Source organism: Serratia sp. TSA_130.1, from assembly GCF_052691795.1.
This window is the reverse complement of sequence record NZ_JBQZFS010000004.1, coordinates 199259-224765: the sequence shown is the minus strand read 5'-3', so window position 1 is coordinate 224765 and position 25507 is coordinate 199259. Positions and strand designations below refer to the sequence as shown.

General features: G+C 61.3%; 24 protein-coding genes. 14 read left to right on the top strand and 10 right to left on the bottom strand.

Going from position 1 to position 25507, the window contains the following annotated elements:
* Positions 1-214: 214 nt before the first annotated feature.
* The gene (locus ACUTQY_RS16665; protein WP_033650498.1) at positions 215-1255 is read left to right on the top strand and encodes an oxidoreductase; all 1041 of its coding nucleotides are present in this window, start codon (positions 215-217) and stop codon (positions 1253-1255) included.
* A 73-nt stretch (positions 1256-1328) separates the two neighbouring features.
* The gene (locus tag ACUTQY_RS16660) at positions 1329-2333 is read left to right on the top strand and encodes a bile acid:sodium symporter family protein (RefSeq protein WP_033640474.1); all 1005 of its coding nucleotides are present in this window, start codon (positions 1329-1331) and stop codon (positions 2331-2333) included.
* Positions 2334-2344: 11 nt separating this feature from the next.
* Here the strand turns inward: ACUTQY_RS16660 and ACUTQY_RS16655 are convergent, their stop codons facing one another.
* From ACUTQY_RS16655 to ACUTQY_RS16645, 3 genes are all read right to left on the bottom strand, one after another.
* A complete protein-coding gene (locus ACUTQY_RS16655; protein ID WP_046686979.1) occupies positions 2345-2890 on the bottom strand; it encodes an AAA family ATPase in 546 nt (181 codons plus the stop codon).
* 109 nt (positions 2891-2999) lie between these two features.
* The gene (add, locus tag ACUTQY_RS16650) at positions 3000-3998 is read right to left on the bottom strand and encodes an adenosine deaminase (protein WP_016927887.1); all 999 of its coding nucleotides are present in this window, start codon (positions 3996-3998) and stop codon (positions 3000-3002) included.
* A 135-nt stretch (positions 3999-4133) separates the two neighbouring features.
* Positions 4134-4889 (bottom strand): DeoR/GlpR family DNA-binding transcription regulator, encoded by a 756-nt coding sequence (locus tag ACUTQY_RS16645; protein ID WP_042784408.1) that lies wholly within the window; start codon positions 4887-4889, stop codon positions 4134-4136.
* A 96-nt stretch (positions 4890-4985) separates the two neighbouring features.
* Between ACUTQY_RS16645 and ACUTQY_RS16640 the strand changes: the two genes are divergently transcribed.
* Both ACUTQY_RS16640 and ACUTQY_RS16635 read left to right on the top strand, forming a co-directional pair.
* Positions 4986-5582 carry an NUDIX domain-containing protein gene (locus ACUTQY_RS16640; RefSeq protein WP_046686980.1) on the top strand — a complete coding sequence of 199 codons (597 nt, stop codon included), beginning with the start codon at positions 4986-4988 and terminating at the stop codon, positions 5580-5582.
* Positions 5579-5947 (top strand): hypothetical protein, encoded by a 369-nt coding sequence (locus tag ACUTQY_RS16635; protein WP_033640470.1) that lies wholly within the window; start codon positions 5579-5581, stop codon positions 5945-5947. The genes ACUTQY_RS16640 and ACUTQY_RS16635 overlap by 4 nt, the downstream gene beginning before the upstream one ends.
* Positions 5948-5979: 32 nt before the next feature.
* On the opposite strand, the gene ACUTQY_RS16630 is transcribed toward ACUTQY_RS16635, so the two are convergent.
* Positions 5980-7161 (bottom strand): MalY/PatB family protein, encoded by a 1182-nt coding sequence (locus ACUTQY_RS16630; protein ID WP_046686981.1) that lies wholly within the window; start codon positions 7159-7161, stop codon positions 5980-5982.
* Complete coding sequence (malX, locus tag ACUTQY_RS16625) at positions 7154-8773, bottom strand: maltose/glucose-specific PTS transporter subunit IIBC (RefSeq protein ID WP_046686982.1); 1620 nt, start codon at positions 8771-8773, stop codon at positions 7154-7156. Before malX ends, ACUTQY_RS16630 begins: the two co-directional genes overlap by 8 nt.
* 223 nt (positions 8774-8996) lie before the next feature.
* Between malX and ACUTQY_RS16620 the strand changes: the two genes are divergently transcribed.
* A complete protein-coding gene (locus ACUTQY_RS16620) occupies positions 8997-10028 on the top strand; it encodes a Mal regulon transcriptional regulator MalI (protein ID WP_033650494.1) in 1032 nt (343 codons plus the stop codon).
* Here the strand turns inward: ACUTQY_RS16620 and ACUTQY_RS16615 are convergent.
* Entirely contained in the window at positions 10025-10906 is an 882-nt protein-coding gene (locus tag ACUTQY_RS16615; RefSeq protein WP_033650493.1) for a LysR family transcriptional regulator, read from the bottom strand. The genes ACUTQY_RS16620 and ACUTQY_RS16615 overlap by 4 nt on opposite strands.
* Positions 10907-11112: 206 nt before the next feature.
* On the opposite strand from ACUTQY_RS16615, the gene ACUTQY_RS16610 reads away from it, so the two are divergent.
* The gene (locus tag ACUTQY_RS16610; RefSeq protein WP_033642964.1) at positions 11113-12249 is read left to right on the top strand and encodes a class C beta-lactamase SRT-3; all 1137 of its coding nucleotides are present in this window, start codon (positions 11113-11115) and stop codon (positions 12247-12249) included.
* Between the two features lie 29 nt (positions 12250-12278).
* Here the strand turns inward: ACUTQY_RS16610 and ACUTQY_RS16605 are convergent, their stop codons facing one another.
* Positions 12279-13184 (bottom strand): LysR family transcriptional regulator, encoded by a 906-nt coding sequence (locus ACUTQY_RS16605; RefSeq protein WP_033650491.1) that lies wholly within the window; start codon positions 13182-13184, stop codon positions 12279-12281.
* 103 nt (positions 13185-13287) lie between these two features.
* Here ACUTQY_RS16605 and ACUTQY_RS16600 point away from each other — a divergent pair, with 103 nt between their 5' ends.
* On the top strand, positions 13288-14442 hold the full coding sequence (locus tag ACUTQY_RS16600; protein WP_342188382.1) for a serine hydrolase domain-containing protein: 1155 nt from the start codon (positions 13288-13290) through the stop codon (positions 14440-14442).
* 45 nt (positions 14443-14487) lie between these two features.
* On the opposite strand, the gene ACUTQY_RS16595 is transcribed toward ACUTQY_RS16600, so the two are convergent.
* Positions 14488-16020, bottom strand: a complete 1533-nt coding sequence (locus ACUTQY_RS16595) for a YdgA family protein (protein ID WP_046686983.1) — start codon at positions 16018-16020, stop codon at positions 14488-14490.
* A 141-nt stretch (positions 16021-16161) separates the two neighbouring features.
* Entirely contained in the window at positions 16162-17340 is a 1179-nt protein-coding gene (gene manA / locus ACUTQY_RS16590; protein WP_033642968.1) for a mannose-6-phosphate isomerase, read from the bottom strand.
* A 176-nt stretch (positions 17341-17516) separates the two neighbouring features.
* On the opposite strand from manA, the gene ACUTQY_RS16585 reads away from it, so the two are divergent.
* The 5 genes from ACUTQY_RS16585 to ACUTQY_RS16565 all read left to right on the top strand — a co-directional run bounded on the left by ACUTQY_RS16585 (position 17517) and on the right by ACUTQY_RS16565 (position 20985).
* Entirely contained in the window at positions 17517-17783 is a 267-nt protein-coding gene (locus tag ACUTQY_RS16585; RefSeq protein ID WP_128868934.1) for a hypothetical protein, read from the top strand.
* Between the two features lie 33 nt (positions 17784-17816).
* Positions 17817-18149, top strand: a complete 333-nt coding sequence (locus ACUTQY_RS16580) for a hypothetical protein (RefSeq protein WP_033642969.1) — start codon at positions 17817-17819, stop codon at positions 18147-18149.
* A 228-nt stretch (positions 18150-18377) separates the two neighbouring features.
* A complete protein-coding gene (fumC, locus tag ACUTQY_RS16575; protein WP_046686984.1) occupies positions 18378-19775 on the top strand; it encodes a class II fumarate hydratase in 1398 nt (465 codons plus the stop codon).
* Between the two features lie 61 nt (positions 19776-19836).
* Positions 19837-20526 carry a helix-turn-helix transcriptional regulator gene (locus ACUTQY_RS16570; RefSeq protein WP_033642971.1) on the top strand — a complete coding sequence of 230 codons (690 nt, stop codon included), beginning with the start codon at positions 19837-19839 and terminating at the stop codon, positions 20524-20526.
* 90 nt (positions 20527-20616) lie between these two features.
* On the top strand, positions 20617-20985 hold the full coding sequence (locus ACUTQY_RS16565) for a VOC family protein (RefSeq protein WP_028128189.1): 369 nt from the start codon (positions 20617-20619) through the stop codon (positions 20983-20985).
* Here ACUTQY_RS16565 and tus read toward each other — a convergent pair.
* Positions 20975-21913, bottom strand: a complete 939-nt coding sequence (tus, locus tag ACUTQY_RS16560) for a DNA replication terminus site-binding protein (RefSeq protein ID WP_033642973.1) — start codon at positions 21911-21913, stop codon at positions 20975-20977. The two genes, ACUTQY_RS16565 and tus, sit on opposite strands and share 11 nt — an antisense overlap.
* Before the next feature lie 366 nt (positions 21914-22279).
* On the opposite strand from tus, the gene ACUTQY_RS16555 reads away from it, so the two are divergent.
* Positions 22280-24076, top strand: a complete 1797-nt coding sequence (locus ACUTQY_RS16555; RefSeq protein ID WP_046686985.1) for a glycoside hydrolase family 3 protein — start codon at positions 22280-22282, stop codon at positions 24074-24076.
* 126 nt (positions 24077-24202) lie between these two features.
* A complete protein-coding gene (locus tag ACUTQY_RS16550) occupies positions 24203-25489 on the top strand; it encodes a glycoside hydrolase family 10 protein (RefSeq protein ID WP_033642975.1) in 1287 nt (428 codons plus the stop codon).
* Positions 25490-25507 lie beyond the last annotated feature (18 nt).

Here is a 25507-nt window from a genome sequence, read left to right as displayed (position 1 = left end):
CCTGATTGAATCGGGGATCACAGGCGGCATAGCTTAGCGGGTAATACCGGCTTCGTCATCCCTATCAACCGGATAGCTCGGCGTCGCGGGGCCGGGCCGCACGTTTGGCTACTCCGACCCCGCTTCGAATTAACATCTCATTTACTTCTTGTTCCAGCCGTCCGCATGGTGTCAAATCGAAAGGGTGTGTCGTGAGCCTGCAAGAGGTAATCCCATGGCTGAGAAAATTCGTGTCGGGCTGGTCGGTTACGGCTACGCCGGCAAAACCTTTCATGCGCCGCTGATCGCCGGTACGCCCGGGCTGGAGCTGGCCGCCGTTTCCAGCAGCGATGCCGGCAAAGTGCGCGCGGACTGGCCGTCGATGACGGTGGTGGGCGATGCGCAGGCGCTGTTCGCCGATCCGGCCCTCGATCTGATCGTGATTCCTACCCCCAACGATACCCATTTCCCGCTGGCGCAACAGGCGCTGGCCGCCGGCAAGCACGTGGTGGTGGACAAACCGTTTACCGTGACATTGTCACAAGCTCAAGCGCTGCAGCAACAGGCGCAGCAGAGCGGTTTGCTGTTGTCGGTGTTCCACAACCGTCGCTGGGACAGCGATTTCCTGACCCTCAAAGCGCTGCTGAACGACGGTTCGCTGGGCGAGGTGGTGTACTTCGAGTCGCACTTTGATCGTTACCGGCCACAGGTGCGTCAGCGCTGGCGCGAACAGGGCGGCGTCGGCAGCGGCATCTGGTTCGACTTGGGGCCGCATCTGCTCGATCAGGCGCTGCAACTCTTCGGCAAACCCGAGCGGCTGTTTGTCGATCTGGGTGAGCTGCGGCCGGGGGCGCAGGCGGTGGACTATTTCCACGCGCTGCTGAGCTATGGCGATCGCCGTGTGGTGCTGCACGCCAGCATGCTGGCGGCGGCGGAGAGCCCGCGCTATGTGGTGCACGGCACCCGCGGCAGCTATGTCAAATACGGCCTGGATCCGCAGGAAGACCGGCTGAAGGCCGGCGAACGCTTGCCGCAGGCCGACTGGGGCTATGACATGCGCGAGGGCGTTGTGACGCTGTCACGCGGCGACCTGCTGGCGGAACAGCCGCTGCTCAATATTCCCGGCAACTACCCGGCTTATTACGCGGCGGTGCGCGACGCGATTGCCGGCATAGGCGAAAATCCGGTGCCGGCCGCCGACGCCATCGCGGTGATGGCATTGATCGAACTGGGGCTGGAATCGGCCCGGCTGCAGCAGGCGCTGCCGGTGGTCTGATCCCGCCCACTTTTCTGTGGCCCGGCGCAACGTCGGGCCTTTTTACGACTCTACGTGCAAGGAAATCCGTTTCATGTCCTGGTTGCAGCGTTTGCGCATTGACAAATTTTTGCTGGTTCTGATTTTGGTGGTGATCGTCGCCTCGCTGTTCCCCTGCGAAGGCATCTGGAAAACCTTCTTTGAACACCTGACCACCGCCGCCATCGCGCTGCTGTTCTTTATGCACGGCGCCAAGCTGTCGCGCGAGGCGATCATCGCCGGCATGAGTCACTGGAAGCTGCATCTGCTGGTGTTCCTCAGCACCTTTGCGCTGTTCCCGCTGCTCGGGCTGGCGATGAACCTGTTGGTGCCGGGCATCATGACGCCGACGGTCTATCTCGGCTTCCTCTATCTGTGCGCGCTGCCGGCCACGGTGCAGTCGGCCATCGCCTTTACGTCGGCGGCGGGCGGCAACGTGGCGGCGGCGATCTGCAGCGCCTCGGCGTCGAGCATTCTCGGCGTGTTCCTGTCGCCGCTGCTGGTGGGGGCGTTGATGCATACTCAGGGCGGTAATACCGACGTGCTGCACGCCATCGGTTCAATCATTTTGCAATTGATGGTGCCGTTCGTGATCGGCCACCTGGCGCGGCCATTGATCGGCAAGTGGATCGATCGCCATCGCAAATTGATCAATCTGACCGACCGTTCGTCGATCCTGCTGGTGGTGTATACCGCGTTCAGCGCGGCGGTGGTGGAAGGGATTTGGCATCGCATCGACGGCTGGTCGCTGCTGACCATCCTGGTGATGTCGCTGGTGCTGCTGACGGTGGTGCTGGTGATCAACACCTACGCGGCGCGCTGGCTGGGCTTTAACACCGCCGATGAAATCACCATCGTCTTCTGCGGCTCGAAAAAGAGCCTGGCGAACGGCATCCCGATGGCCAACGTGCTGTTCCCGGCCGCGGCGGTGGGCGCGATGGTGCTGCCGCTGATGATTTTCCACCAGGTGCAACTGATGGTGTGCGCGGTGCTGGCGCAGCGCTATGCGCGTAAAACCGCCAAACAGCGGGCCGAGGCGGAGGCGCTGGCGGCCAAATAGGCCGCAGGTCGCTAACGGCGGCCCAGCGCGTCGAGCAGAAAGTCGGCGCGCTCGTCCGGTGAGGCGCGCGGCAGTTCTTGCAGCTGATAGCCATAGCGGCGATAGACGGCCACCATCGCCCGGTAGGTCAGCTCGGCTTCGGCGAAAGATTGCTTTCTTTCGCTGTCCTGCGCGTAGATCGCTTGCCACGGCGGGGCGATGAACACCCTTTCGGCATAGCGGAAGGTGCCGATCGCCGCCGTCAAATGCGCGGGGATCGGCAGCCCGCACAGCGTGAGATACCCGGCGATATCCGGCAGCCCGCGATCGAAGAACCAGCATGTTTCCCCCGTTGCTTCGCGCCATGAGCGCAGTTCCCAATCGAGCATCCGCTCGGCGAAGGCCTGGCGATCGCCCCACGGCAGCGCATGGCCGCCGATACTCACCTGATCCTGAATAATCGCCCGGCCGGCTTCCTGCGAGTGCGGAAAGCCGCGGCGATGAAGAACGTCGATGAGCGTGCTTTTACCCGAACCCGGGCCGCCGGTCAGCACGATGCGGCGTGTTTTGTCAGACATGCGAAATTCCTCTCTTGCGGCAGAGTCATGGGGTAACACAGCGATAAAGACGAGCAGTCGGAAGAAAACGGGGGATGAGAAGAAGGCGCCGTTTGGCGCCTGGGGGGATTTAGCCCTGAACTTTGGCGCGCAGCGCCTGTTTTTCCTGCTCGCTGAGGAAGGCCAGCTTCAGGCCGTTTTCCTGCGCGGTGCGGATTTCTTCCGGCGTCAGCCCGGCCTGCGGCGCGGCGACGCGGTATTCATGCTCGATCTCGATGCCCTGAACCGCCGGATCGTCGGTGTTGATCGACGCCAGCACGCCGTGGCGCAGGAAGGTGGCCAGCGGATGCTGCGCCAGCGATGGCACGGTGCTGGTCTGGATGTTGGAGGTCAGGCAGGATTCGATGCCGATGCCGTGTTCCGCCAGGAAGTCCATCAGCGCCGGGTCTTCGACCGCTTTCACCCCGTGGCCGATACGTTCGGCGCCCAGCTCGCGGATCGCCTGCCAGATGCTTTCCGGGCCGGCGGCTTCGCCCGCGTGCACGGTGATGCGCAGGCCGGCGTCGCGGGCGCGGTTGAAGTGGCTGAGGAACAGGCTGCCGGGGAAGCCCAGCTCATCGCCCGCCAAATCCAGCGCGGTAATGCCGTCGCGGTGCGCCAGCAATCCTTCCAGTTCCTGCAGACAGGCGGCCTCGCCGAAGGTGCGGCTCATGATGCCGATCAGGCGAATGTCGATGTCACGATCGCGGCAGCCCGAACGGATCCCGTCGATCACCGCTTCCACCACGCCGGCGACCGGCAGTTGATGCTTCATCGCCATGTAGTAAGGGGAGAAACGCAGCTCGGCATAGTGCAGGCCGGCGTTGGCGGCGTCCTCGACGTTTTCGTATGCCACCCGGCGGCAGGCGTCCAGATCGCCCAGCACCGCCACGCCCCAGTCCAGTTTCTGCAGGAAGCTGACCAGATCCGGTTCGGCATGGGTGATCTGCACGTGCGGGCGCAGGCTCTCCAAATCGTTGGCCGGCAGGGCGAGATTGAACTGGCGGCCGAGGTCGAGAATGGTCTGCGCGCGGATGTTGCCGTCGAGATGGCGGTGAATATCGGTAAGCGGTAGGCGGGGATCGATCATGCTGGGCACTCGCTAATTATCGTAGGTAAAGTGCAGAACAGTATAAAAACAAATGGATGAAACTTGCCATCGCGTTGCATAAAAAAGTGACTTACATCACAAATAATGCGAGGTGTATCGCATTTTCGTCGTGAATCAGGCTTTCAACACGCTGACGCCCGCCTGCTGCAACGGCGCGATCAGCGCGTCATCGGTAGCCCGCTCAACGATGATGGTGTGCGCCAGCGTAATATCGCCGATCGCATACTGCGAGGCGGCATTAAGCTTGGCGGCGGAAGCCAGCACCACGGTTTCCGCCGCACGGGCCGCCAGCGCGCGCTTGATGTAGGCTTCTTCCAGATCGCCGGTGCTCAACCCCGCAGTGGGGTGCACGCCGGTCACGCCCATAAAATAGATATCGGCGCGAATATGCGACATCGCTTCTACGGCAGCGGCGCCGACGCTGACGATCGAATGCTTATACAGTCGGCCGCCGATCAGGATCACCTCGACGGTGGGGTGATCGACCAGGCCCACGGCGACGCTGGGGCTGTGGGTGACGATGGTGGCGTTGAGGTTGGCCGGCAGTTGCCTGACCAGCTCTGCGGAGGTGGTGCCGCCGTCGATGATCACCACCTGGCCGGGGGCGATCAGCGCCGCCGCCGCTTTGGCGATCGCGCGTTTGGCGCCGGATTCCAATTGATTGCGTTCGGCGAAGCTGGCGATGGCGGAAGAAACCGGCAGGGCGCCGCCATGCACCCGTTGCAGCAACCCCTCGGCGTCCAGTTCGCGCAGATCGCGCCGAACCGTATCTTCCGACAGCCCGAACATCTCGCTGAGCTGTTTGGCCAAGACCTGACCCTCCTGGGCCAGTTTTTCCAAAATGATCTTCTTGCGCTGGCTGGTCAACATGGCCATTTCCTCTCAAATTTCCTATGCACGAAATATCTTGATCATACACGAAACTGCACGATAGTATCCATTTCCTTCCTCTGGCGGAGTAAACCGATGATAGCCACCAAAGACAGGGTTCGCATTGTCGAAACCCGGGTGTTGTCCGATGACTGGTACCTGCTGAAAAAAACCACCTTTGATTTTCTGCGGCGCGACGGCGTCTGGCAAAGGCAGAGCCGTGAGACTTACGATCGCGGCGACGGCGCCACCATTTTACTGTTCAACCGGCAGGCGCAAACGGTGATCCTGACGCGCCAGTTCCGCTTTCCGGTGTTCGTCAACGGTCATGACGGCATGCTGATTGAGGCCGCCGCCGGGCTGTTGGACGACGCGTCGCCGGAGGCGCGCATCCGCGCCGAAGTTGAAGAGGAAACCGGCTATTTCGTGCAGAACGTGGAGAAAGTGTTTGAGGCGTACATGAGCCCTGGTTCGGTCACCGAAAAGCTGCACTTTTTCGTCGGTGAATATCAGGCGAGCGATCGCCTCAACGAGGGCGGCGGGCTGGCGGCGGAGGGGGAAGATCTGGAGGTGATCGAGCTGCCGCTGGCGCAGGCCCTGCAGGCGGTTCGTCAGGGTACGATCGTTGACGCCAAAACCATCATGCTGCTGCAGTTTGTCGCCTTGAATCGGACGTTGGAGGAACAACGATGAAAGCCCAACAAATCTTGATCGCCGGCCCTTATCGCAGCGGCACCGATGGCGATCCGCAGCGTATCGCCGCCAATCTGGCGCGCCTCGAACAGGCAGCGCTGGCGGTCTACCAACGGGGGCACGTGCCGGTGATCGGCGAATGGCTGGCGCTACCTTTGGCGGCCGCGGCCGGTTCCACTCAGGTTGGCGATGCGGTCAGCGAGGCGTTTCTTTACCCGGTGGCTCACCGACTGATTGCGCAGTGTCAGGCGGTGTATCGCATCGAAGGGGCGTCTGCGGGGGCCGATAACGACGTGCGGTTGGCTAACGAATGGGGATTGACGGTCTATCGTCATCTGGAGGAAATTCCGTCTGTTCAGGCGTAACCGAGGGGCGGGCAGAGGCTCGCCCCCTCGCGTTATTTCTCGTCCAGCACAAACTTCAACCCGGCGATCAGCTTGTCCATGCCGGCTTCCAGCTTGCTGCGCGGGCAGCCGACGTTGAGGCGCAGGAACCCGCGGCCTTCTTCGCCGTAGGTAAAGCCCGGCATGATCGCCACCTTTTCACGCTCGATCAGCACCTGCTGCAGCGCCCGATCGTCCACGGCCAGCGGCCGCAGATCGATCCAGGCCAGATAGGTGGCTTGCGGCGGGCGCCAGCCCAGCGCGGGAAACGCCTCCGCCAGCCGTTCGGCGACGTAGGTCAGGTTATCCTGCAGATAGTCGCGCAGGGCGTCCAGCCAGGGTTCACCGCGCCGATAGGCGGCTACGTGCGCCGCCACCGCCAGCACTGCCGGCGAGGAGAGGCCGTCACGGGATTTGAGCTGCTGGAAATAGGCTTCGCGGCTGGCGTCGTCGCTGATAAAGCCGTAGGCGCCGGTTAACGCCGGAATGTTAAAACTCTTGGAGCCGGAGGTCAGTAAGGCCCAGGGGCCGGTCGCCACCTGGCTCCAGGGCGTATGGCGGTGTGCGCCCCAGACCATGTCCATGTGGATTTCATCGCTGATCACGCGCACGTCGTGGCGTTCGCACAGTTCGGCCATCTGCTGCAGCTCTTCGCGGCGCCACACTTTGCCAGTGGGATTATGCGGGCTGCACAGTAGCAGGATCTTGGTCTGCGGCCGCGCCAGCAGCGCTTCGAGGTGCGCCATGTCGCAGCGCCAGTCATCTGCGGCCTTGTGCAGCGGGCAGGCCAGCAGCTGGCGCTGGTTGGCGAGGATCACCTTATAGAAGGCGTCGTAGGCCGGGGTATGGGTCACCACGTAGTCGCCCGGCACGGACCATTGGCGGATCAGCTGCGCCGCCATGTAGATAACGGAAGGGCCGTACACCGCCGTTGTGGTGTCGATAGCGGTGTTGAAACGTTGTTGATACCAGTGGCGCAGCGCGCCGAGAAAATCCTCATGCTGCCAACGGCTGTAGCCCAGCACGCCGTGCTGCAGGCGCTGTTGCAGCGCCTCGAGAATGCACGGTGCGGTGGCGAAATCCATATCGGAGATGGTGAACGGCAGCAGGTCGGCGCTGCCGAAGCGATCGGCGATGTAATCCCACTGGGTGCACCAGGTGCCGTGGCGGTCGATCGGGGTAGAGAAATCAAACATGGGTGGCTCCCTGCAGCGCCGCGGCAGGGTGCGCCGTGGCTATCAGTGAGTCTAATTCATCCTTCACCGATTGCACCTGCGGGCCGATCACTACCTGCAGATTATGATCGTTGAGATGCACTACGCCGATGGCGCGGTTGGCCTTCAGCGCCGCGTCGTCCACCTGGCTCATGTCGTTGACCGACAGGCGCAGGCGGGTGATGCAGTTGTCCAGCGTAATGATGTTGTCCGGGCCGCCGAGCGCCGCCAAAATCGCCGGCACATTGTAGCCGGATTTGCCCACTGCGCCGCTTGGCGCGCTTTGGCTGACGGCGCCGTCGCTCTCGCGGCCCGGCGTTTTGATGTTAAAGCGCTGGATGGCGAAGCGGAAAATGGCGTAATAGCCGACGAACCAGATGGCGGCCACCACCGGCACCAGATACCACTTGGTGGCGGTGCCGTGCAGAATGCCGAACACCACGAAGTCGATAATGTTGCCGTCGGTGTTGCCGATGGTCACGCCCAGCAGCGCCATGACGGTAAAGCCCAACCCGGTGAGCAGCGCATGGATCAGATAAAGGAACGGCGCGACGAACAGAAACAGAAACTCGATCGGCTCGGTGGTGCCGCCGACGACGCAGGCCACCACGCCGGAAATCAACAGCCCCTTGATTTTATGGCGGTTCTCCGGTTTGGCGCAGTGGTACATCGCCAGCGCCGCGCCCGGCAGGCCGCCGAGGAACGCCGGCATTTTACCCTGCGACAGGAAGCGGGTGGCGCTTTCGGCGAAACCGGTGGTGGTCGGGCAGGAGAGCTGCGCCTGGAAGATGGTCAGGGCGCCGCTGACGCTGTGGCCGCACACCTCCATCGTGCCGCCCGCCTCGGTAAAGCGGATCAGCGCCACCAGTATGTGATGCAGACCGAACGGCAACAGCAGGCGTTCGCCGGTGCCGAAGATCATCGGCCCGAAAATGCCGGCGCCATTGATCATGCGCCCCAGGCCGTTGATGCCGGCGGCGAACCATGGCCAGATCAGGGGGATGAGCAGGCCGCACAGGCCCAGCGTCACGGTGGTGACTATCGGCACGAAACGGGTGCCGCCGAAGAAGGCCAGCGCATCCGGCAGCCGGATGGTGTGGAAACGTTCATGCAGCAGATACACGATGATGCCGACGATCACTGCGCCGAGGATGCCGGTGTCGATCGACTGAATGCCGAGAATGTTTTGGATGTTGTTGGCCTTCAGCACCAGCGGATCGCTGGTGGGCAGCACGCCGGCGGCGGTCAGGTAGAAGTTGGTGGCCAGATTCAGCACGGCGAAGCCGACGAAGCCGGAGAAGGCGGCGACGCCCTTGTTGTCGCGCGCCATGCCCAGCGGAATGGCGATGGCGAACATCACCGGCAGGAAGCTGAAGGCGAAGGAGCCTATCTTGCTCATCCAGGTGAAGATCAGCTGGAAGATCGGATGGCCGATAAACGGCATCAGGGTGATCACGTCGCGGCTGCTCAGCGAGCTGCCGATCCCCAGCATGATGCCGCAGAAAGAGAGTAAGGCGACGGGCAACATGAATGTTTTGCCCAGGCTCTGGAAGAACTCCCAGAGGGTGATTTTGGGTTTATTGGCTGCTGACATAACCGACTTCTCCTGGCGAAAAGACGAGCAAAAAGAGGACTTCTGATTAGGTAAAAAGAAGATAAAACGTTTTACCTAGCAAAAATGCGCCGCCAATCACAAATCTGTCGCCCGGTTTTTGGCGACAATGCGGCGGGCAGTAAAACGTTTTACTGCATTGACGGATTCGGTATACCCTTGATCACTACGGCGCGGGTTGCCCAGGAACGGGTTCGCAGAGACTATGAGCATCAAAAAGATCACCATTACCGATGTGGCGCAACAGGCGGGCGTTTCGGTCACCACGGTTTCTCTGGTATTGAGCGGCAAGGGGCGGATTTCGCCGACCACCGTCGAGAAGGTCAATCAGGCGATAGAGCAGTTGGGCTACGTGCGCAATCGCCAGGCGGCGACGCTGCGCGGCGGCGAATCCGGGGTAATCGGCCTGATCCTGCGCGACATTTGCGAACCTTTCTATGCCGAAATGACCGCCGGGCTGAGTGAAGCGCTGGAGGCGCACGACAAACTGCTGTTTTTAACCCAGAGCGGGCGCGATGGTCAGGGGCTGCAGCGGGCGTTTGACGCGCTGCTGGCGCAGGGCGTCGACGGCATCGTGCTGGCGGGCGGCATCCGCGCGGCGGCCGGGCTGAAGGAAAAGGCGGCCGAGCAGGGCGTGCCGCTGGTATGCGTGGCGCGCTCCAGCGGTCTCGAGGGCGTGGACGTGGTACGGCCGGACAATATGCAGGCCGCCAAGCTGGCCACCGAATTTTTGATCAAACGCGGCCACAGCCAGATTGCTTATCTCGGCGGCCAGAGCGACTCGTTGACGCGCGCCGAAAGGTTGGGCGGATTTTGCGCCACGCTGTTGCAGTACGGCCTGCCGTTTCGCAGCGAATGGATCGTCGAGTGCGATTGCCGGCAGCGTGAGGCGGCGGAAGCGGCGGAACAGCTGCTGCGCCACTACCCGAATATCACCGCTGTCGTTTGCCACAAGGCGTCGGTGGCGCTTGGCGCCTATTTTGGCCTGACGCGCAGCGGCCGCAGCATCGGTTCGGACGGGGTCGACGCCTACTACGGCCGGCAGGTGGCGCTGATCGGTTTCGGCGACGTGCCGGAGGCCGAGCTGACCGAACCGCCGCTGACCTTTGTCTCCAGCTCGGCGCGGGAAGTGGGGCGCAGCGCCGCCGCGCGCCTGCTGCAGCGCATCAATGACGCCGATCTGCCGGCGCAGAACGTCATTTTGCCGCCGACGCTGATCCGGCGCGGCTCCGCCTAATCCCGCCGCTGTTCCTCTTCCGCTTCGCGGCAAATCCAGCCAATAAAAGCCTTCATCGCCGGCGTCAGATCCCGCGATTTCAAATGGGTCAGCCAGTAGGCGCCGAGCGCGGCCTCGGCGGCGAACGGCCGCTGCAGCGCGCCGGCGGCCAGTTCGCGGCGGAACATGCTGACCGGCGCCAGCGCCACGCCGTCGCACTGGAGCGCGCCTTCCACCATCAGCCTCGATGAGTCGAACACCGGGCCGTTGATTCGCCACGGCGTCACCTGCGCAGCCGTGAACCAGCGTTCCCATTCATCCTGGCGGTAAGTGCGCATCAGCAGTTCGTGCTGCAGATCCTGCGGCGTATGCAGCCGCGCGGCGACCGCCGGCGAGCAGAGCACCGTCAGCGGCGCGTCGAACAGCTTGATATTGCGGGTGGCGGGCCATAAACCTTCGCCGAAACGGATGGCGAAATCCATGCCGTCGGCCGACAGATTGACCAGGTTGTTGTGGGTCAGCACCCGCAGATCGATGAACGGATGCGCCGCGCGGAACGCCGCCAGCCGCGGCATCAGCCAGCCGACCGCGAAGGTGCCGACCACCGCCACCGTCAGCACTTCGTGGAAATGCCCGCCTTCGAACTGCTGCAACACCGCCTCGATGCGATCGAAAGCATCGCTCAACACCGGCAGCAGCGCCTGGCCCTCTTCGGTCAGATCCAACCCGCGCGGCAGGCGGCGGAACAGCTGAATGCCCAGCTGTTCTTCCAGCATGCGCACCTGCTGGCTGACGGCGGCCTGAGTGACGCGCAGCTCCAGACCGGCGCGGGTGAAGTTCAGGTGGCGGGCGGAGGATTCGAACGCCCGCAGGGCGTTGAGGGGAAGTCGATTGCGCATTGTTGATAGCCATAAGTTTTTCTTTATGCTGGCTGAAATTATTATCGCTTGTCAACCCGGCGGCAAAAACCGATATTTGGCGCGGCTGCCGCAATATTGGCGGAGCCCGTAAAGGAATGACATCATCCATCAGGGAGTGCGCCGTGCGCAACGCCAATAAAAACTTTTGGCCGCGGCCGATGCCCTGCAACCGAAGAGCCTCTATCATGACGAAAATGAACCGCCTGGCGGCCGCGCTGATCGCCGCACTGATCTTGCCGACCGCACACGCCGCGCAGCAGCAGGATATCGACGCCGTTATTCAGCCGCTGATGAAAAAATACGGCGTGCCGGGCATGGCGATCGCCGTATCGGTCGATGGCAAACAGCAGATTTACCCGTATGGCGTCGCCTCGAAACAGACCGGCAAACCGATCACCGAGCAGACGCTGTTCGAAGTGGGGTCGCTGAGCAAAACCTTCACCGCGACGCTGGCGGTCTATGCGCAGCAGCAGGGCAAGCTGTCGTTCAGCGATCCGGCCAGCCATTATCTGCCTGAGCTGCGCGGCAGCGCCTTCGACGGCGTCAGCCTGCTGAATCTGGCGACCCACACATCCGGCCTGCCGCTGTTCGTGCCGGACGACGTGACCGACAACGCCCAACTGATGGCTTACTACCGGGCCTGGCAGCCGAAGCACCCGGCGGGCAGCTACCGCGTCTATTCCAACCTCGGTATCGGCATGCTGGGCATGATCGCCGCCAAGAGCCTCGATCGGCCGTTTATCCAGGCCATGGAGCAGGGCATGCTGCCGGCGCTGGGCATGAGCCACACCTACATTCAGGTGCCGGCGGCGCAGATGGCCAACTATGCCCAGGGTTACAACAAGGACGATAAGCCGGTGCGCGTCAATCCCGGCCCGCTGGACGCCGAATCTTACGGCATCAAATCCAACGCCCGCGATCTGATTCGTTACCTGGACGCCAACCTGCAGCAGGCGAAGGTCGCGCAGCCGTGGCGCGAGGCGCTGGCCGCCACGCACGTCGGCTATTACAAAGCGGGCGTGTTCACGCAGGATCTGATGTGGGAGAACTACCCGTACCCGGTGAAACTGTCGCGGCTGATCGAGGGCAACAACGCCGGGATGATCATGAACGGCACGCCGGCCACCGCCATCACGCCGCCGCAGCCGGAGCTGCGCGCCGGTTGGTATAACAAAACCGGCTCGACCGGCGGTTTCTCCACCTACGCGGTGTTTATCCCGGCGAAAAATATCGCCGTGGTGATGCTGGCCAACAAATGGTTCCCGAACGACGATCGGGTCGAGGCGGCTTACCGCATCGTGCAAGCGCTGGATAAGCGCTGATCGTGGGGGGCGCCGTCGGGGCGCCCCTGTTACCGGTGCTGTCGCTCTCGCCGTTCGCGCATGAAATCGATAAAAGCGCGCAGCTTGAGCGGCAGATGCCTGCCGGCGGGAAAGTAGATGAAAAATCCCGATGCCTCGCTGGCATACTCCGGCAGCACCTCCACCAGATCGCCCTGCGCCAGTTCCTGCACCACCGTGCCCTGAAAACGTTGCGCGATCCCCAGGCCCGCCAACGCCGCATCCTTGATCAGCCGATCTTCGTTAAAGATCAAACTGCCGCTGACGTCCAGCGCCCGCTCATCGCCGTGCCGACTGAAATACCAGGGCTCCAATTTGCCGCTGCCGGGAAAACGGTAGCGCAGGCAATGGTGCGCGAGCAGATCGTCCGGCGTGGCCGGCGCGCCGCAACGCGTCAGATAATCGGGTGAGGCGACCAGCACCCGGCGCTGGCCGTTGTCGATCGGCACGGCGATCATGTCCTTTTGCAGCATGGCGTGCATGCGAATGCCGGCATCGAAACTGCCCAGCACCAGATCGGAAAAGCGGTCTTCGGTAAACAGCTCCAGCTGCACTTCGGGATAGCGCCGCTGAAACTCCGCCAGGTGCGGCATCACCAGCAGCGAAGCGGCCAGTTGCGGCAGCGTGATGCGCAGCAGGCCCGCCGGCTGCGCGCCCAGGGCGCGCACGTCGTCCGCCGCCACGTCTATCTGGTTCATCGCCGGCGAGACCTTCTGGTAAAACAGTCGGCCCTCGTCGCTGAGACGTACCGAGCGGCTGGTGCGGTGGAATAAGCGCACCCCCAGCTGATTCTCCAGCGCCTGAATGTTTTGCGACACCGCCGGCGGCGTGACACCCAGCTGGTTGGCCGCGCGGGTGAAGTTGCCCAGCCGCGCGACGGCTTCGAAATAGGGCAGCAGCTGCAGGAGTGAACTCATCTATCAATAACCTGTGCTTAATGATTCATTAAATTATGCCTTATTTTAATTTATGACGAACGTTTTAGACTGATTTTTACTTTCCCTCAGCGAGATAAAAATCATGTCGGCAGAACAACGGGCGTTAACAGAACGGATCGCGGCGATCGATCAACAGGCGATGGCCGAAGGGCGCATCGTGGGCAGCGTGGTGCTGGTGGCGCGGCGGGGTGAAATTTGCTACGCCGGTGCGGCCGGTTATGCCGATCGCGAAGCGCGGCAACCGATGCGGCGAGAAACGCAGTTTCGGCTGTCGTCGGTTTCCAAACCCTATACCACGCTGGCGGCGCTGCGTTTGATTGAACGAGGCAAGCTGAGCCTCGACGATGCGGTCAGCGATTGGCTGCCGTGGTTTACCCCGGCGCTGGCCGACGGCCGGCGCCCGACGATCAAGATTCGTCATTTGCTGAGTCATACCGCCGGGCTCGACTATCGGCTGAACCAACCGCCAGCAGGCGTTTACCATCAGTTGGGGATCCAGGACGGCGTGGAGCTGTCGACGCTGACGCTGGAGCAAAACCTGCGGCTGTTGGCGCAGGCGCCGTTGCTGTCGGAACCGGGCGCGCGCTTCAACTATTCGCTGGCGATCGACGTGCTCGGCGCGGTGCTGGAGCGAGTGACGGGCATGCCGCTGCCGCAGCTGTTTGTCGAATGGGTGGCGCGGCCGCTGGGGCTCGGCAATACCGCGTTCCATGCGACCCATGCCGCTAACCTGGCGACGCCTTATTACAATACGCCGCAGGGGCCGCGGCGCATGCCGGAAGGCGTGCGGATCGCCTTGCCGGAAGGCATGGCGGGGGGAGAAGTGACGTTCTCGCCGGCGCGCGCGCTTAACGTCGGAGCCTATCCCTCCGGCGGCGCGGGCATGGTCGGTGATGCCGACGACGTGCTGCGGCTGGTGGAGGCGCTGCGCAGCGGCGGGCAGGGCATTTTGCAACCGGATACGGTGGCGTTGCTGCGTCACCCGCACGTCGGCGTCGAGGCGCAAACGCAAGGGCCGGGCTGGGGCTTCGGCTTTGGCGGCGCGCTGCTGGTGGATCCAGACGCTGCGCAGACGCCGCAGCATGCCGGTACCCTGACCTGGGGCGGCGTTTACGGCCACAGCTGGTTCTTTGATCCAGAGGCGCAGCTGAGCGTGGTTGTCTTGACCAATACCGCATTTGAGGGCATGTGTGGCCGCTACCCGCAGCAGATCCGCGATGCGGTTTATGCGGCGTAAATAAAAAGGGCCCCGCAGGGGGCCCTTGTTAAGGCTTTCAGGCGATTACTGCGCCGGTGCCGGAGCGGGTTCCGCTTCCTGCGCCGGTTCGCCGTCTTCCGCCGGGGCGCCCAGCATGGCGAACTGGCTGATGAACTCCTGCAGCGACATTTTGTTGCCGTTCAGGTCAACCTGATTGTCAGCGTAGTGGAACTTGCTCGCGATCACGCCGTCTTTCTGGGTGGTCAGCTTGAACATCTGACCCATGGCCGCCAGGCCCTGCACTTGCTGCTGCGCCAGTTTCTGCGCGTCTTCCTCATTGTAACCCTGCAACAAGGCGGTCTTCGCGGTCACTTCGGTAGCCATCGCTTCCGGAATGGTCAGGCTGAGATCCAGCTTTTTAACCGCCTGAGCGATCACTTGATCCGGCGACTGTGCCGGGGAGGCGGCCTTGCTCGGATCGGTCATCGCCAGATCCAGCGTGAAGATGCTCTCACCCTTGCTGTTTTTCCAGCTCAGCGGGGCGATGCTGAGGCTTGGGTTGCCTTTCAGCAGCATCGGCAGGTTCTTTTGCAGCATCTCGGAGGTCTGCTGTTCGTAGACGTCCGGATCCAGGTTCTCGCCCTGCTGCAGCAGCGCCATGGTTTGGCGGTTGTAGCTGTCGGAGAAGTCTTTCAGCGCCTTGCCGTCGACGTTGTCGATTTTCAGCGTCAGTTTACCGGCGCCGAAGTCGTTGCCCTGCACCTTGAGCGCGTCCATGGTGTAATCGATCTGGCCGCCGATATTGCTGCTGCCTTGCTCGCCGAACTTGCTCACCAGATTGAAACCGTCCAACGCCACGGTGTCTTTACCGTCGATCGTCAGTTTGAACTGTTTCAGCGTCATCGTTTGATCGCCGAGCTTCACGCCGAACTTGCTTTCGTTGCTGTTGCCTTTCAGGTTGAAGCCCTGGAAGGTGATCTGCTCGTTTTGGCCAAATTCGTTCGGGCTGGCGAACACGATGTTGTCGCTATTGGCGTCCAGCGCGAATTTTTTCAGATCGCGGGACACGTCGGCGTTAATGGTGGCGCCGCTGAATTTCAGCGAAGATTTATCCTTTTGGTAGTCCAGCGGGATAAAGTCGATGGCGGACGCGGTATCGCCGCTGTACGAGATGCGCGAATCGGCGGTAAACAGCGATTTGCCTTTGGTGGTTTCAAACAGGCCTTTCACCGCCGGGGTGTTTTCCAGCTCGGTATGCACCGACGCCATGCTCGGCAGCAGGTTGAATTTTTTCAGCTGCGCGAACGGGAACGGACCGTGATCGATGGTTTCCAGGAACGCCACTTCTTCACCGGCTTTCAGCGCCGCGTTTTCGCTGGTATCCGTGCCGTCGGAGCGCAGCACATAACGCACTTTGCTGCTGAACAGGCCGCGCTGGTAATTTTCATAGCTCAGCTTGACGCCGGCTTTCGGCAGATAGGCTTTCAGTTGGCCGTTGGCGTTGTCGACGACTTCGCCCATGTGCTGCTCGATCTGTTTCCCGGTGTACCAGGATGCCCCGGTCCATGCTGCGCCAAGAACGACAATGACGCTGACAGCGACTAACGATTTTTTCATAGCTCTGTTTCATCCTTTTTTCTTATAACCCTCCGTTGCGAGGGAGGGGGCAAATGTGGGCCGACAAAAAACGCCCGCAGGCGTTTAATTGTGGGGGCAGCTCTCGCTTTCAGCAAGCAATTTGCTGAAATTTATCAACGGTTAGGCCAGTTGGTTATAAACCCGGGCGATGCGGCCGCTGCCGCTGACGTTGACCGGCGATTCGAAGGCGCCGATAAAGCAGGATTCACCCGGTTTGAGCGTCAGGCGCTGCCCGGATTTTTCCAGCGTCGCTTCGCCGCTGACGCAGAACACGATAGCCGCGCTCCGTTGCGCGAGCGCCTGCGGCGCGGCGGTCAAATCGTGCAGCGAGAAGGCGAAATCTTCCACCGGGATCGGGAAGAACAGTTCGTTGCCGCGCCGCTCCGGTTGGGTCAGCAGGCCGGACGCCGGCTGCGGGCGGAACTGCAGGTTGGCCAGCAGCTCGGGCACGTCGATAAATTTCGGCGTCAGGCCGGCGCGCAGCACGTTGTCCGAGTTGGCCATCACCTCCAGCGCCACGCCTTTCAGATAGGCGTGCGGCGTTTCGGCATACAGGAACATCGCCTCGCCCGGCGCGAGCTGCACCACGTTCAGCAGCAGCGGTGAGAACAGGCCGCTGTCGTCCGGATAGAAACCGGCGATGAAGCGCACGGTATCCCAGGGTTCACCCTGCTGGTTGTTGAGCGCGGCTTTCAGCACGCCGAGCGCCAGCGACTTTTGCTCGCCGCTCATCGTCAGCAGGCTGGCGAACAGGGTAGACAGATGGGCGGTGTCCGGCTGCTGCAGGAAGGTGGCGATATCGTGGTGCGCGCCGGCGATCGGTTGCAGCAGGGAGACGATATCGGTCAGTTCGCGAAAGCCGTTCATCGCCAGGAACGGCGTCAGGGCGAAGACCAGCTCGGGCTTGTGATTGGGATCTTTATAGTTGCGTTCGGCGGCGCTCAGCGGGATGCCGGCGGCGTTCTCTTTCGCGAAGCCGATCTCGGCCGCCGCTTTGCTCGGGTGGACCTGGATAGACAGCGGTTGATCGGCGCAGAGCACTTTAAACAGGAACGGCAACTCGCCAAAGCGGCTGGCGACGTCAGCGCCCAACTGCTTTGGCTGGTCTTCATCGATAAGACAGCGCAGCGAACGCAGTGCGCCATCGGCGCCGGGCACGCGGGAAGGGCTCTTGGGATGCGCGCCCATCCACAGTTCGGCCATCGGCTGATTATCCGGGTTGGCGATGCCGTAAAGACGGGTCAGCGCATCGTGGCTGCCCCAGGCGTAATTCTGTACCGCGTTGGTCATTTTTTGCATGTCGATAAACGTCCTTTGCGTCATTGCCGTACTAATGGCAATAACTTACTGATTTTATACGATTCGCTTCATCTGTGCCGACAACCATCATACGCCCGCGTCGGCAGGAACCCTCATGGGCGCGATCAAAACAACGCCGGATAAGGTTGCGTCCGGCCACGCGGCCAGAGTATAGCGTGATAACGATCGGCGTCTCAAATGGCTCACCGGCCTCAAGAGGGCCCGATAAATCCGCCAATCGATCGTTGATTGTAGGGAAAGAAATTATTGCCGACAGCGCAGGCTTTCTACGTCATTATTTATTTATCGGCATGTCAAAGTATGTCGGCGGAATTTATTTTTTACCTTCTGAGCCATTCCCTTATTATTATTTTTGCGCCAAGTCGGGCGATCACACGCCGAGCTTAAACCTGAACGACAGACCGCTTTACCGTAGCCGTTAACGAGTCGATTTAACGAAATGAGAGGTCTGTTGCATGAAAAAATGGTTGCTGTTGTTGGGGCTTTGCACCGGGGCGGCCCAGGGGGCGGTGATCGTCACCTATCCCTACGCGGCCCCGCGCGCCGTGGTGGTAACGCCGGCGCCGATCGTCGTTGCGCCCGCACCGGTCGCGCTTCCCGCCGTAACTGCACCCGTGGCACATCCGCTGGCGCTCACCGCCGGCGCGGTGGCGACCGGGGCGTATCGCCATAATGAACGGCAGGATGCCTACGATGAGATCAATCATTTGCAACAGCAGCGGATCGATGAACTCAATCACTTACAGGCGCAGCGCATCAATAATTTTAATTCGCGTCACGCGCGTTAATTTCATCTCCGCGTTTATTATCCCGGTTCTTTCTTCGCCTTTATTTCGGCGCGGGTTAACCGACGGCAAATAACCGCGTCATGAATGGGTAAAAGAGATGAATCGTGCTGTGAGATAACTCTCTTAATGCGAATAATTATTATGTCACTATACTGGGAATGCGTGCCGACGGGGGGTAGCGCGTCGGCCTAACCCTACAATTTTAGGAATTATGCTAAGGAGACAATGATGGCAGGCGTTCGTATCGAAAAAGACTCCATGGGCCCCATCGAAGTACCGGCCGACAAGCTGTGGGGCGCACAGACCCAGCGCTCATTGGCGCATTTCCGCATTTCCTCCGAAAAGATGCCGACCGCGCTGATCCATGCGCTGGCGTTGACCAAGCGCGCCGCCGCGCAGGTGAACGTGGACCTGGGGCTGCTGCCGGCCGAGCGGGGCGCCGCCATCATCAACGCTGCCGACGAAGTGCTGGCGGGCAGCCATGCCGACCAGTTCCCGCTGTCCATCTGGCAAACCGGCTCCGGCACTCAGACCAACATGAACATGAACGAAGTGTTGGCCAACCGAGCCAGCGAGCTGCTGGGCGGCGTGCGAGGTGAAGAGCGCAAGGTGCATCCGAACGACGACGTCAATAAAAGTCAGAGCTCCAACGACGTGTTTCCCACCGCGATGCACGTGGCGGCGGTGATTGCGCTGCGCGAGCACCTGATCCCCGAGCTGAAAGTGCTGCACAAGACGCTGAGCGACAAGGCCGAAGCCTACCGCGGCATCGTCAAAATCGGCCGCACCCACCTGCAGGACGCCACGCCGCTGACCCTGGGCCAGGAAATCTCCGGCTGGGCGGCGATGCTGGCGCACAATCTGAAACACATCGAAGACAGCATCCCGCACATCGCCGAGCTGGCGCTGGGCGGCACGGCGGTCGGCACCGGCCTGAACACCCATCCGGAGTACGCCGTACGCGTCGCTAAAGCGCTGGCGGAGTTGACCCATCAGCCGTTCGTCACCGCGCCGAACAAGTTCGAAGCGTTGGCGACCTGCGATGCGCTGGTGCAGGGGCACGGCGCGCTGAAAGGGTTGGCGGCTTCGCTGATGAAGATCGCCAACGACGTGCGCTGGCTGTCGTCCGGCCCGCGCTGCGGCATCGGCGAGATTTCTATCCCGGAGAACGAGCCGGGCAGCTCCATCATGCCGGGCAAGGTCAACCCGACCCAGTGCGAAGCGATGACCATGCTGTGCGCGCAGGTGCTGGGCAACGACGTGGCGGTGAATATCGGCGGCGCTTCCGGCAACTTCGAGCTGAACGTGTTCCGCCCGATGGTGATCCACAACTACCTGCAGTCGATCCGCCTGCTGGCCGACGGTATGCAGGGCTTCAACGAGCACTGCGCGGTGGGCATCGAACCGAACCGCGATCGCATCACCCAGTTGCTGAATGAATCGCTGATGCTGGTGACGGCGCTCAACACCCATATCGGTTATGACAAAGCGGCGCAAATCGCCAAGAAAGCGCACAAGGAAGGGCTGACGTTGAAAGCCGCAGCGCTGAAGCTCGGCTATCTGACCGAAGCGCAGTTCGATGAATGGGTGCGCCCAGAGGCGATGGTCGGCAGCATGCAGAAATAATTGATCTGTGAGGCAACCGGGGGCTTACTGAGGTAAGCCCCTTTTTTATGGAGAAATTAAGATGTCGCGCGCACAACGTTTACTCGATCTGATGCAGCTGCTGCGCAGCCACCGCTATCCGGTGGCGGGCCATGCGTTGGCGCAGACGCTGGGCATCAGCATGCGCACGCTTTACCGCGATATCGCCACGCTGCAGCAGCAGGGAGCGGAGATCGTCGGCGAGGCGGGGCTCGGCTATGTGCTGCGCCCCGGTTTTATGCTGCCGCCGCTGATGTTCTCGCAAGCGGAAATAGAAGCGCTGGTGCTGGGCATGCGCTGGGTCAGCCGCCGCGGCGACAGCCAGTTGGCGAGCGCCGCGGGCCAGGCGCTCGCCAAGATCGCCGCGGTGCTGCCGACGGCGCTGCGGGAGGAGTTGGAGGCCAACACGCTGCTTATCGCACCGGCTCAGTCGCCGCCGGTGGCGGATGAGATGCGGGTGTTAATCCGTGACAGCATCCGCCGCGAGCGCAAGCTGCATATCGACTATCTCGACCTGGCGGGGCAGCGCAGCGAACGCCTGCTGTGGCCCTTTGCGCTGGGCTTTTTCGACCAGTTCCAGATGCTGGTTGCCTGGTGTGAGTTGCGTCAGGCCTTTCGTCATTTTCGCCTCGATCGCATTCAGGCCGCCACGCCGCTTGAACAGCGTTATCCGCATGGCCGGCGGCGACTGTTGAAAGAGTGGCGGTTGAGCGAAGGCATTGCGGAACAATAACGACACGCTGCTGCCATAAACTGTCAGTCGCCTCCTTTAGTCTGTGCCTATCGGGAACCAACCGGTTCCCATCACCCAGAGGACAGACCGATGACCCTTCCCAGCATGACCCTGCTTTACGTCGATAACCCGCTCAACAGCGCTGCCTTTTATCAACGCCTGCTGGGGCAGGCGCCGGTAGAGCTTTCTCCCGGCTTTGCCCTGTTCGTGCTCAACAACGGCTTCAAGCTCGGGATGTGGGCCAAACAGGGGGTAAAACCCGCCGCCACGCTGACCGGCGGCGGCGGTGAACTGGGCTTTTTATGCCAGGATCCGCAAGAGGTGGAGGCGCGCTATAACCAGTGGCGCGAGCTCGGGCTGCCTATCGAGCAAACGCCAACCGAAATGGAATTCGGCTACACCTTTGTGGCGCGGGATCCGGACGGTCATCGCCTGCGGGTATATGCCCTCAGCGAGTAGTGCCGTCGGTATACAGGTGCAGGCGCGGCACCAGCAGCCGCAGCGGCCTGGCGTCGGGTTTGTAGCGATGCTTTACTGCGTCGGCGTCGTAGTTGAGCAGTTCGCCGATCTTCGGCACCGCAGCGCCGCTTTCAACCTGACACAGGGCGATCAGCGGCAGCGGGCAGGGGTGTTGCACCTGCTTTTGCTGCTGCTGATACCACACGCGGGCGATCGGCTGCACTTTGACCGGCCGCTTGATTTTCAACGTCGCATGCTGCGGCAGACGGCTGACATCGTCTATTTCGCGGCTGACCAGGGCGGCCCACTGTTCACGGCTGTGCGGCGGCACCGCGCGGCCGGCTTTCAGACTTTTCTCCAGCTGCGCCAGGATGTCGTCCCGTTTGACGTTTTTGATGATGTGCTTGTTGGCCCAGCCGAAGCGCACCGAGTCGGGATTGGTCAGGGCGGTGAGGGTGCGGTAGGCGCTGAGGGTAATCAGCCCGTGCAAATGGGTGTGCACGAATTCGAAACGCTGCTCCGGCGCCAGGCCGGAATCGACGGTGATAATCTGCTCCAGTTCGCCTTTCAGGCGGTTGATCAGCGCCAGCTGCGCCTGCAGCGCCTGATACTCCGGTTGCTCCACCGCCAGACAGATGACGCCGGGCAGGCGCACGGCGGCCTTGCTGCTGACATTCTCACGGTTATGGTGGATGAAGAGCCGCTGATAGTGTTCCAGCGCCAGATCGCGCGCCGCTTGCCCCACATGCTGCTCGACCGCGATATGCGAAATGGCCTGATGTTCCTGGCCTTTTTCTACCTCCGGCAGGCTGAACACCCGCGCCGCCAGCAGCCGCAGCGGGGTTATCTGCTGCTGCAATGCGCCGAGGGCTTGCTCCAGTTCGGCAAAGCAGGCGTTCATCCGGCCAATCACATCGTATTTGCTCATCATATGCCCCTATTTTAGTTACAACATACTATAGGAGAGTAGCAGGCTGGGGGCAACATCGGCAATGGGACAATACTCGGCTTAACTGCCCACCCGGCTTACCAGGGGGAAACAGGGCGGGCAGCAGGGGGAATTCTCTCGCTCGTCTGCTACGCATGCGGGCAAGTGTGATTGTCGAAAATAAACCTGCTCTTCTTATGGTTTTGATTCATTGATGGATTTTTTCCTGTTCGTTTGTCTTCTGTTTAATCCATTTCCCGTTTGCCGTTGTCCAAACGCTGGAACAAACAGAATGGCAGGACGCTATGAGCCCTTGGGGTTATCTTTTCTTCTGTCATTAACGGGTGCTTTAACAGGAGGTTTACTGTGGATATTAAACAGAAAGTCAAAAACATGACGCTGGAAGAGAAGATCGGGCAAAAAATCATGCTGGATTTTCGCTACTGGGATCGGAACGGTAGCAGCAATCAGGATATGACCGTTCCCGATGAAGCCATTGGCAAGCTGATCACCGATAACCATGTGGGCGGGGTGATCCTGTTTGCCAATAATCTGAAAGATAAGCAGCAGATCAATACGTTAACGGCCTGGTATGCCGCGATGAAAACCCACGCCGGCATCCGCCTGTTCATTGGCACGGATAACGAGGGCGGTAACGTTTTCCGGCTGCCGCGCGGCGACTATGCCTCATTCCCCGGCAATATGGCACTCGCCGCGGCGATTGAGGGCGGCGCGGATAAACAGCTCGCCGTTGAACAGGGCGAACTGATGGCCCAGGATATGCGCGCGTTGCATATCAATACCAACTTTGCACCGGTTGTGGACGTCAACACCAACCCGTTCAACCCGGTGATTAACGTTCGCGCCTTCAGCGATGATAAGAACGCCGTTTCCCGCCTGGCCGAGAAAATGGTGGCGGGGATGAAGCAGCAAGGGCTTATCACCGCTTACAAACACTTCCCTGGCCATGGCAGCACCTCCACCGACTCGCATACCGGTTTGCCGCGCGTCGACCGTACGCGGGAAGAGGCGTTTGCCATCGATATCGCGCCTTACAAACAGGCCATTGACCGCTGTGCGGCGCCGGACATGGTCATGACCGCGCATATTCAGTACCCCGCGCTGGATAACCGCCAGATCGACACCCGCAGCGGCGAAAAAATCACGGTGCCGGCCACCATGTCGCATGAAATTCAGACCCGCATCCTGCGCGATGAGCTGGGTTATGCCGGCGTAACGATTTCAGATGCGCTGGATATGGGGGCGATTGCCGAGCATTTCAGCCAGCAAGGGGCGGCTGAAAACGTCTTTGCCGCCGGGGTGGATATCGCCCTGATGCCTGTCAGCATCGCTTCGCCGGCCCAGGCTAACCTGCTGCCGGACCTGATTCGTTACCTTGCGGACCGGGTGAAAACAGGGCATCTCAGCGAGGCCGATATCGATGCTTCGGTCGAGCGCATTTTGCGCCTCAAATTACGCCATCACCTGATGGGGCATCGCGAGGCCCCTTGTTCCAGCAGCGTTTCGTCCTCAGCGCATAAGCTGGAAAAACGCATCGCCGATCGCTCCATTACCGTGGTCATTAACCGCCACAGCCTGCTGCCGTTGAAAGACAAGGCGCTGCGCTATTTTATCCTGACCCCGTGGGGTGAGCAGGCCAAAGGCATCGCTAACGTGATGGCGCAGGAGGGCTACCAGAACGTCGTTGCCGCGAAGGAAACGGAACTGAGCGATGCCCAAATCAGGGCGCATATTGCCGATTGCGACGTGTTCCTGCTCGGCACGCTTTCGACCCGCTTTACGCCTGCCGAGCAGGATGGGGTCGTGACCTCCGCAACCGGGGCGGCTAATGATTCCAGTCCTTATCCGGGCTGGTTGAAATACGCCGCCGAGCAGGGGAAAAAACGCGTTCACCTCTCATTGCGCGCGCCTTACGATATCGTGAACTATGCCGCAGACGTGGATGCAGCCGTCGCCACCTATTCTTACTACGGGTATGACAGCGGCGTATGGCGCGGTCCCTCGATGATATCTCTGGCGCAGGTGCTGACGGGAAAAATCACACCGCACGGAAAACTGCCGGTCAACACCTGGCATGACTACGATGAGGAAACCAATACGGGCAAGGTGGCGTTCCCTCGCGGGACCGGGCTGAGCTGGTAATGGGACAAGTACCGGCGTCGTCAGAAAGGGCGACGCCGGTCGCGGGATAGCGTTGAGAAAGCGGGCGGTTTCTTGCTCTGCACGATACGACATGGGATAACCGTCACTCACGGAAGGAGAACATTTATGCCGACAGGCGCAACAAAACTAGGCGGATGGCTGTTGATGGCCGCCATGCTGGGCGTGAGCGGATGCGCCAAACCCCCTGAGCCGGAAAAGCCTCCGCAGCCTGCACCGCCGGTCACACCGATGCGGGGCATCTGGCTGGCCACCGTCATGGGGCTGGACTGGCCGCCGGCGGCCTCCCTGAAAGCGGAAACCGCGCCAGAGCGAATTCGCCTGCAGCAGCAGGCGCTGACGGACGCACTGGACGACATGGTGAAAACCGGGATTAACACGGTGTATTTTCAGGTTAAACCGGACGGAACGGCCCTGTGGCGTTCTGACATCTTGCCCTGGTCGGAGGTATTGACCGGCACCGTGGGCCAGGATCCGGGTTACGATCCGCTGGCCTTTATGCTGAAAGAAGCGCACCGGCGCGGCATCAAAGTGCACGCTTGGCTGAATCCTTATCGGGTTTCCATGAATACCCGGCAGCAAACGATTGATGCGCTTAATCAAACGCTGCAGTCCCCGCCGGCCAGCGTCTATGCGCTGCATCCCGACTGGATACGTACGGCCAACGACCGCTTTGCGCTCGATCCTGGCTTACCCGATGTGCGCAACTGGATCACCGGCGTGGTGGCGGAAGTCGTCAAAAACTATGACGTCGACGGCATTCAATTTGACGATTATTTCTATTATGAGACGCCGCAATCGCCGCTGGATGATGAAAAGACGTATCGCGAATACGGCAAAGGGTTTGCAGACAAGGCCAGTTGGCGAAGAGACAATACGCTGCAATTGATAAAACAGGTTTCAGCCACCGTCAGGGCGCTAAAGCCCGCTGTCGCGTTTGGCGTCAGCCCGGCGGGCGTCTGGCGAAACAAAGCGGACGATCCCGCCGGCTCGGCGACTCAGGCCGGCGCGCCATCGTACGATGCGGCCTATGCCGATACGCGCCAGTGGGTCAAACTGGGGCTGCTCGACTACATCGCACCGCAGCTGTACTGGCCTTTCGATCGTGAAATAGTTCGCTACGACGTGCTGGCCAACTGGTGGGCCGAGGTGGTGAAAGACACGCCGGTTCGGCTTTATGCCGGGGTGGCGCTGTATAAAGTGGGCACGCCATCGGCGAGCGAACCGGCATGGACCGTCGACGGCGGCGTTCCTGAGCTGAAAAGGCAGTTGGATCTCAACGAGAGCTTGCCGGGGATGGGGGGAACCATCCTGTTCCGGCAACGTTATCTGACCGAGCCGCAAACGGATAAGGCCGTGGAGTACCTGCGCACCCGCTGGAAAACCGGTCAATAATCACCGGCATTGGCATAG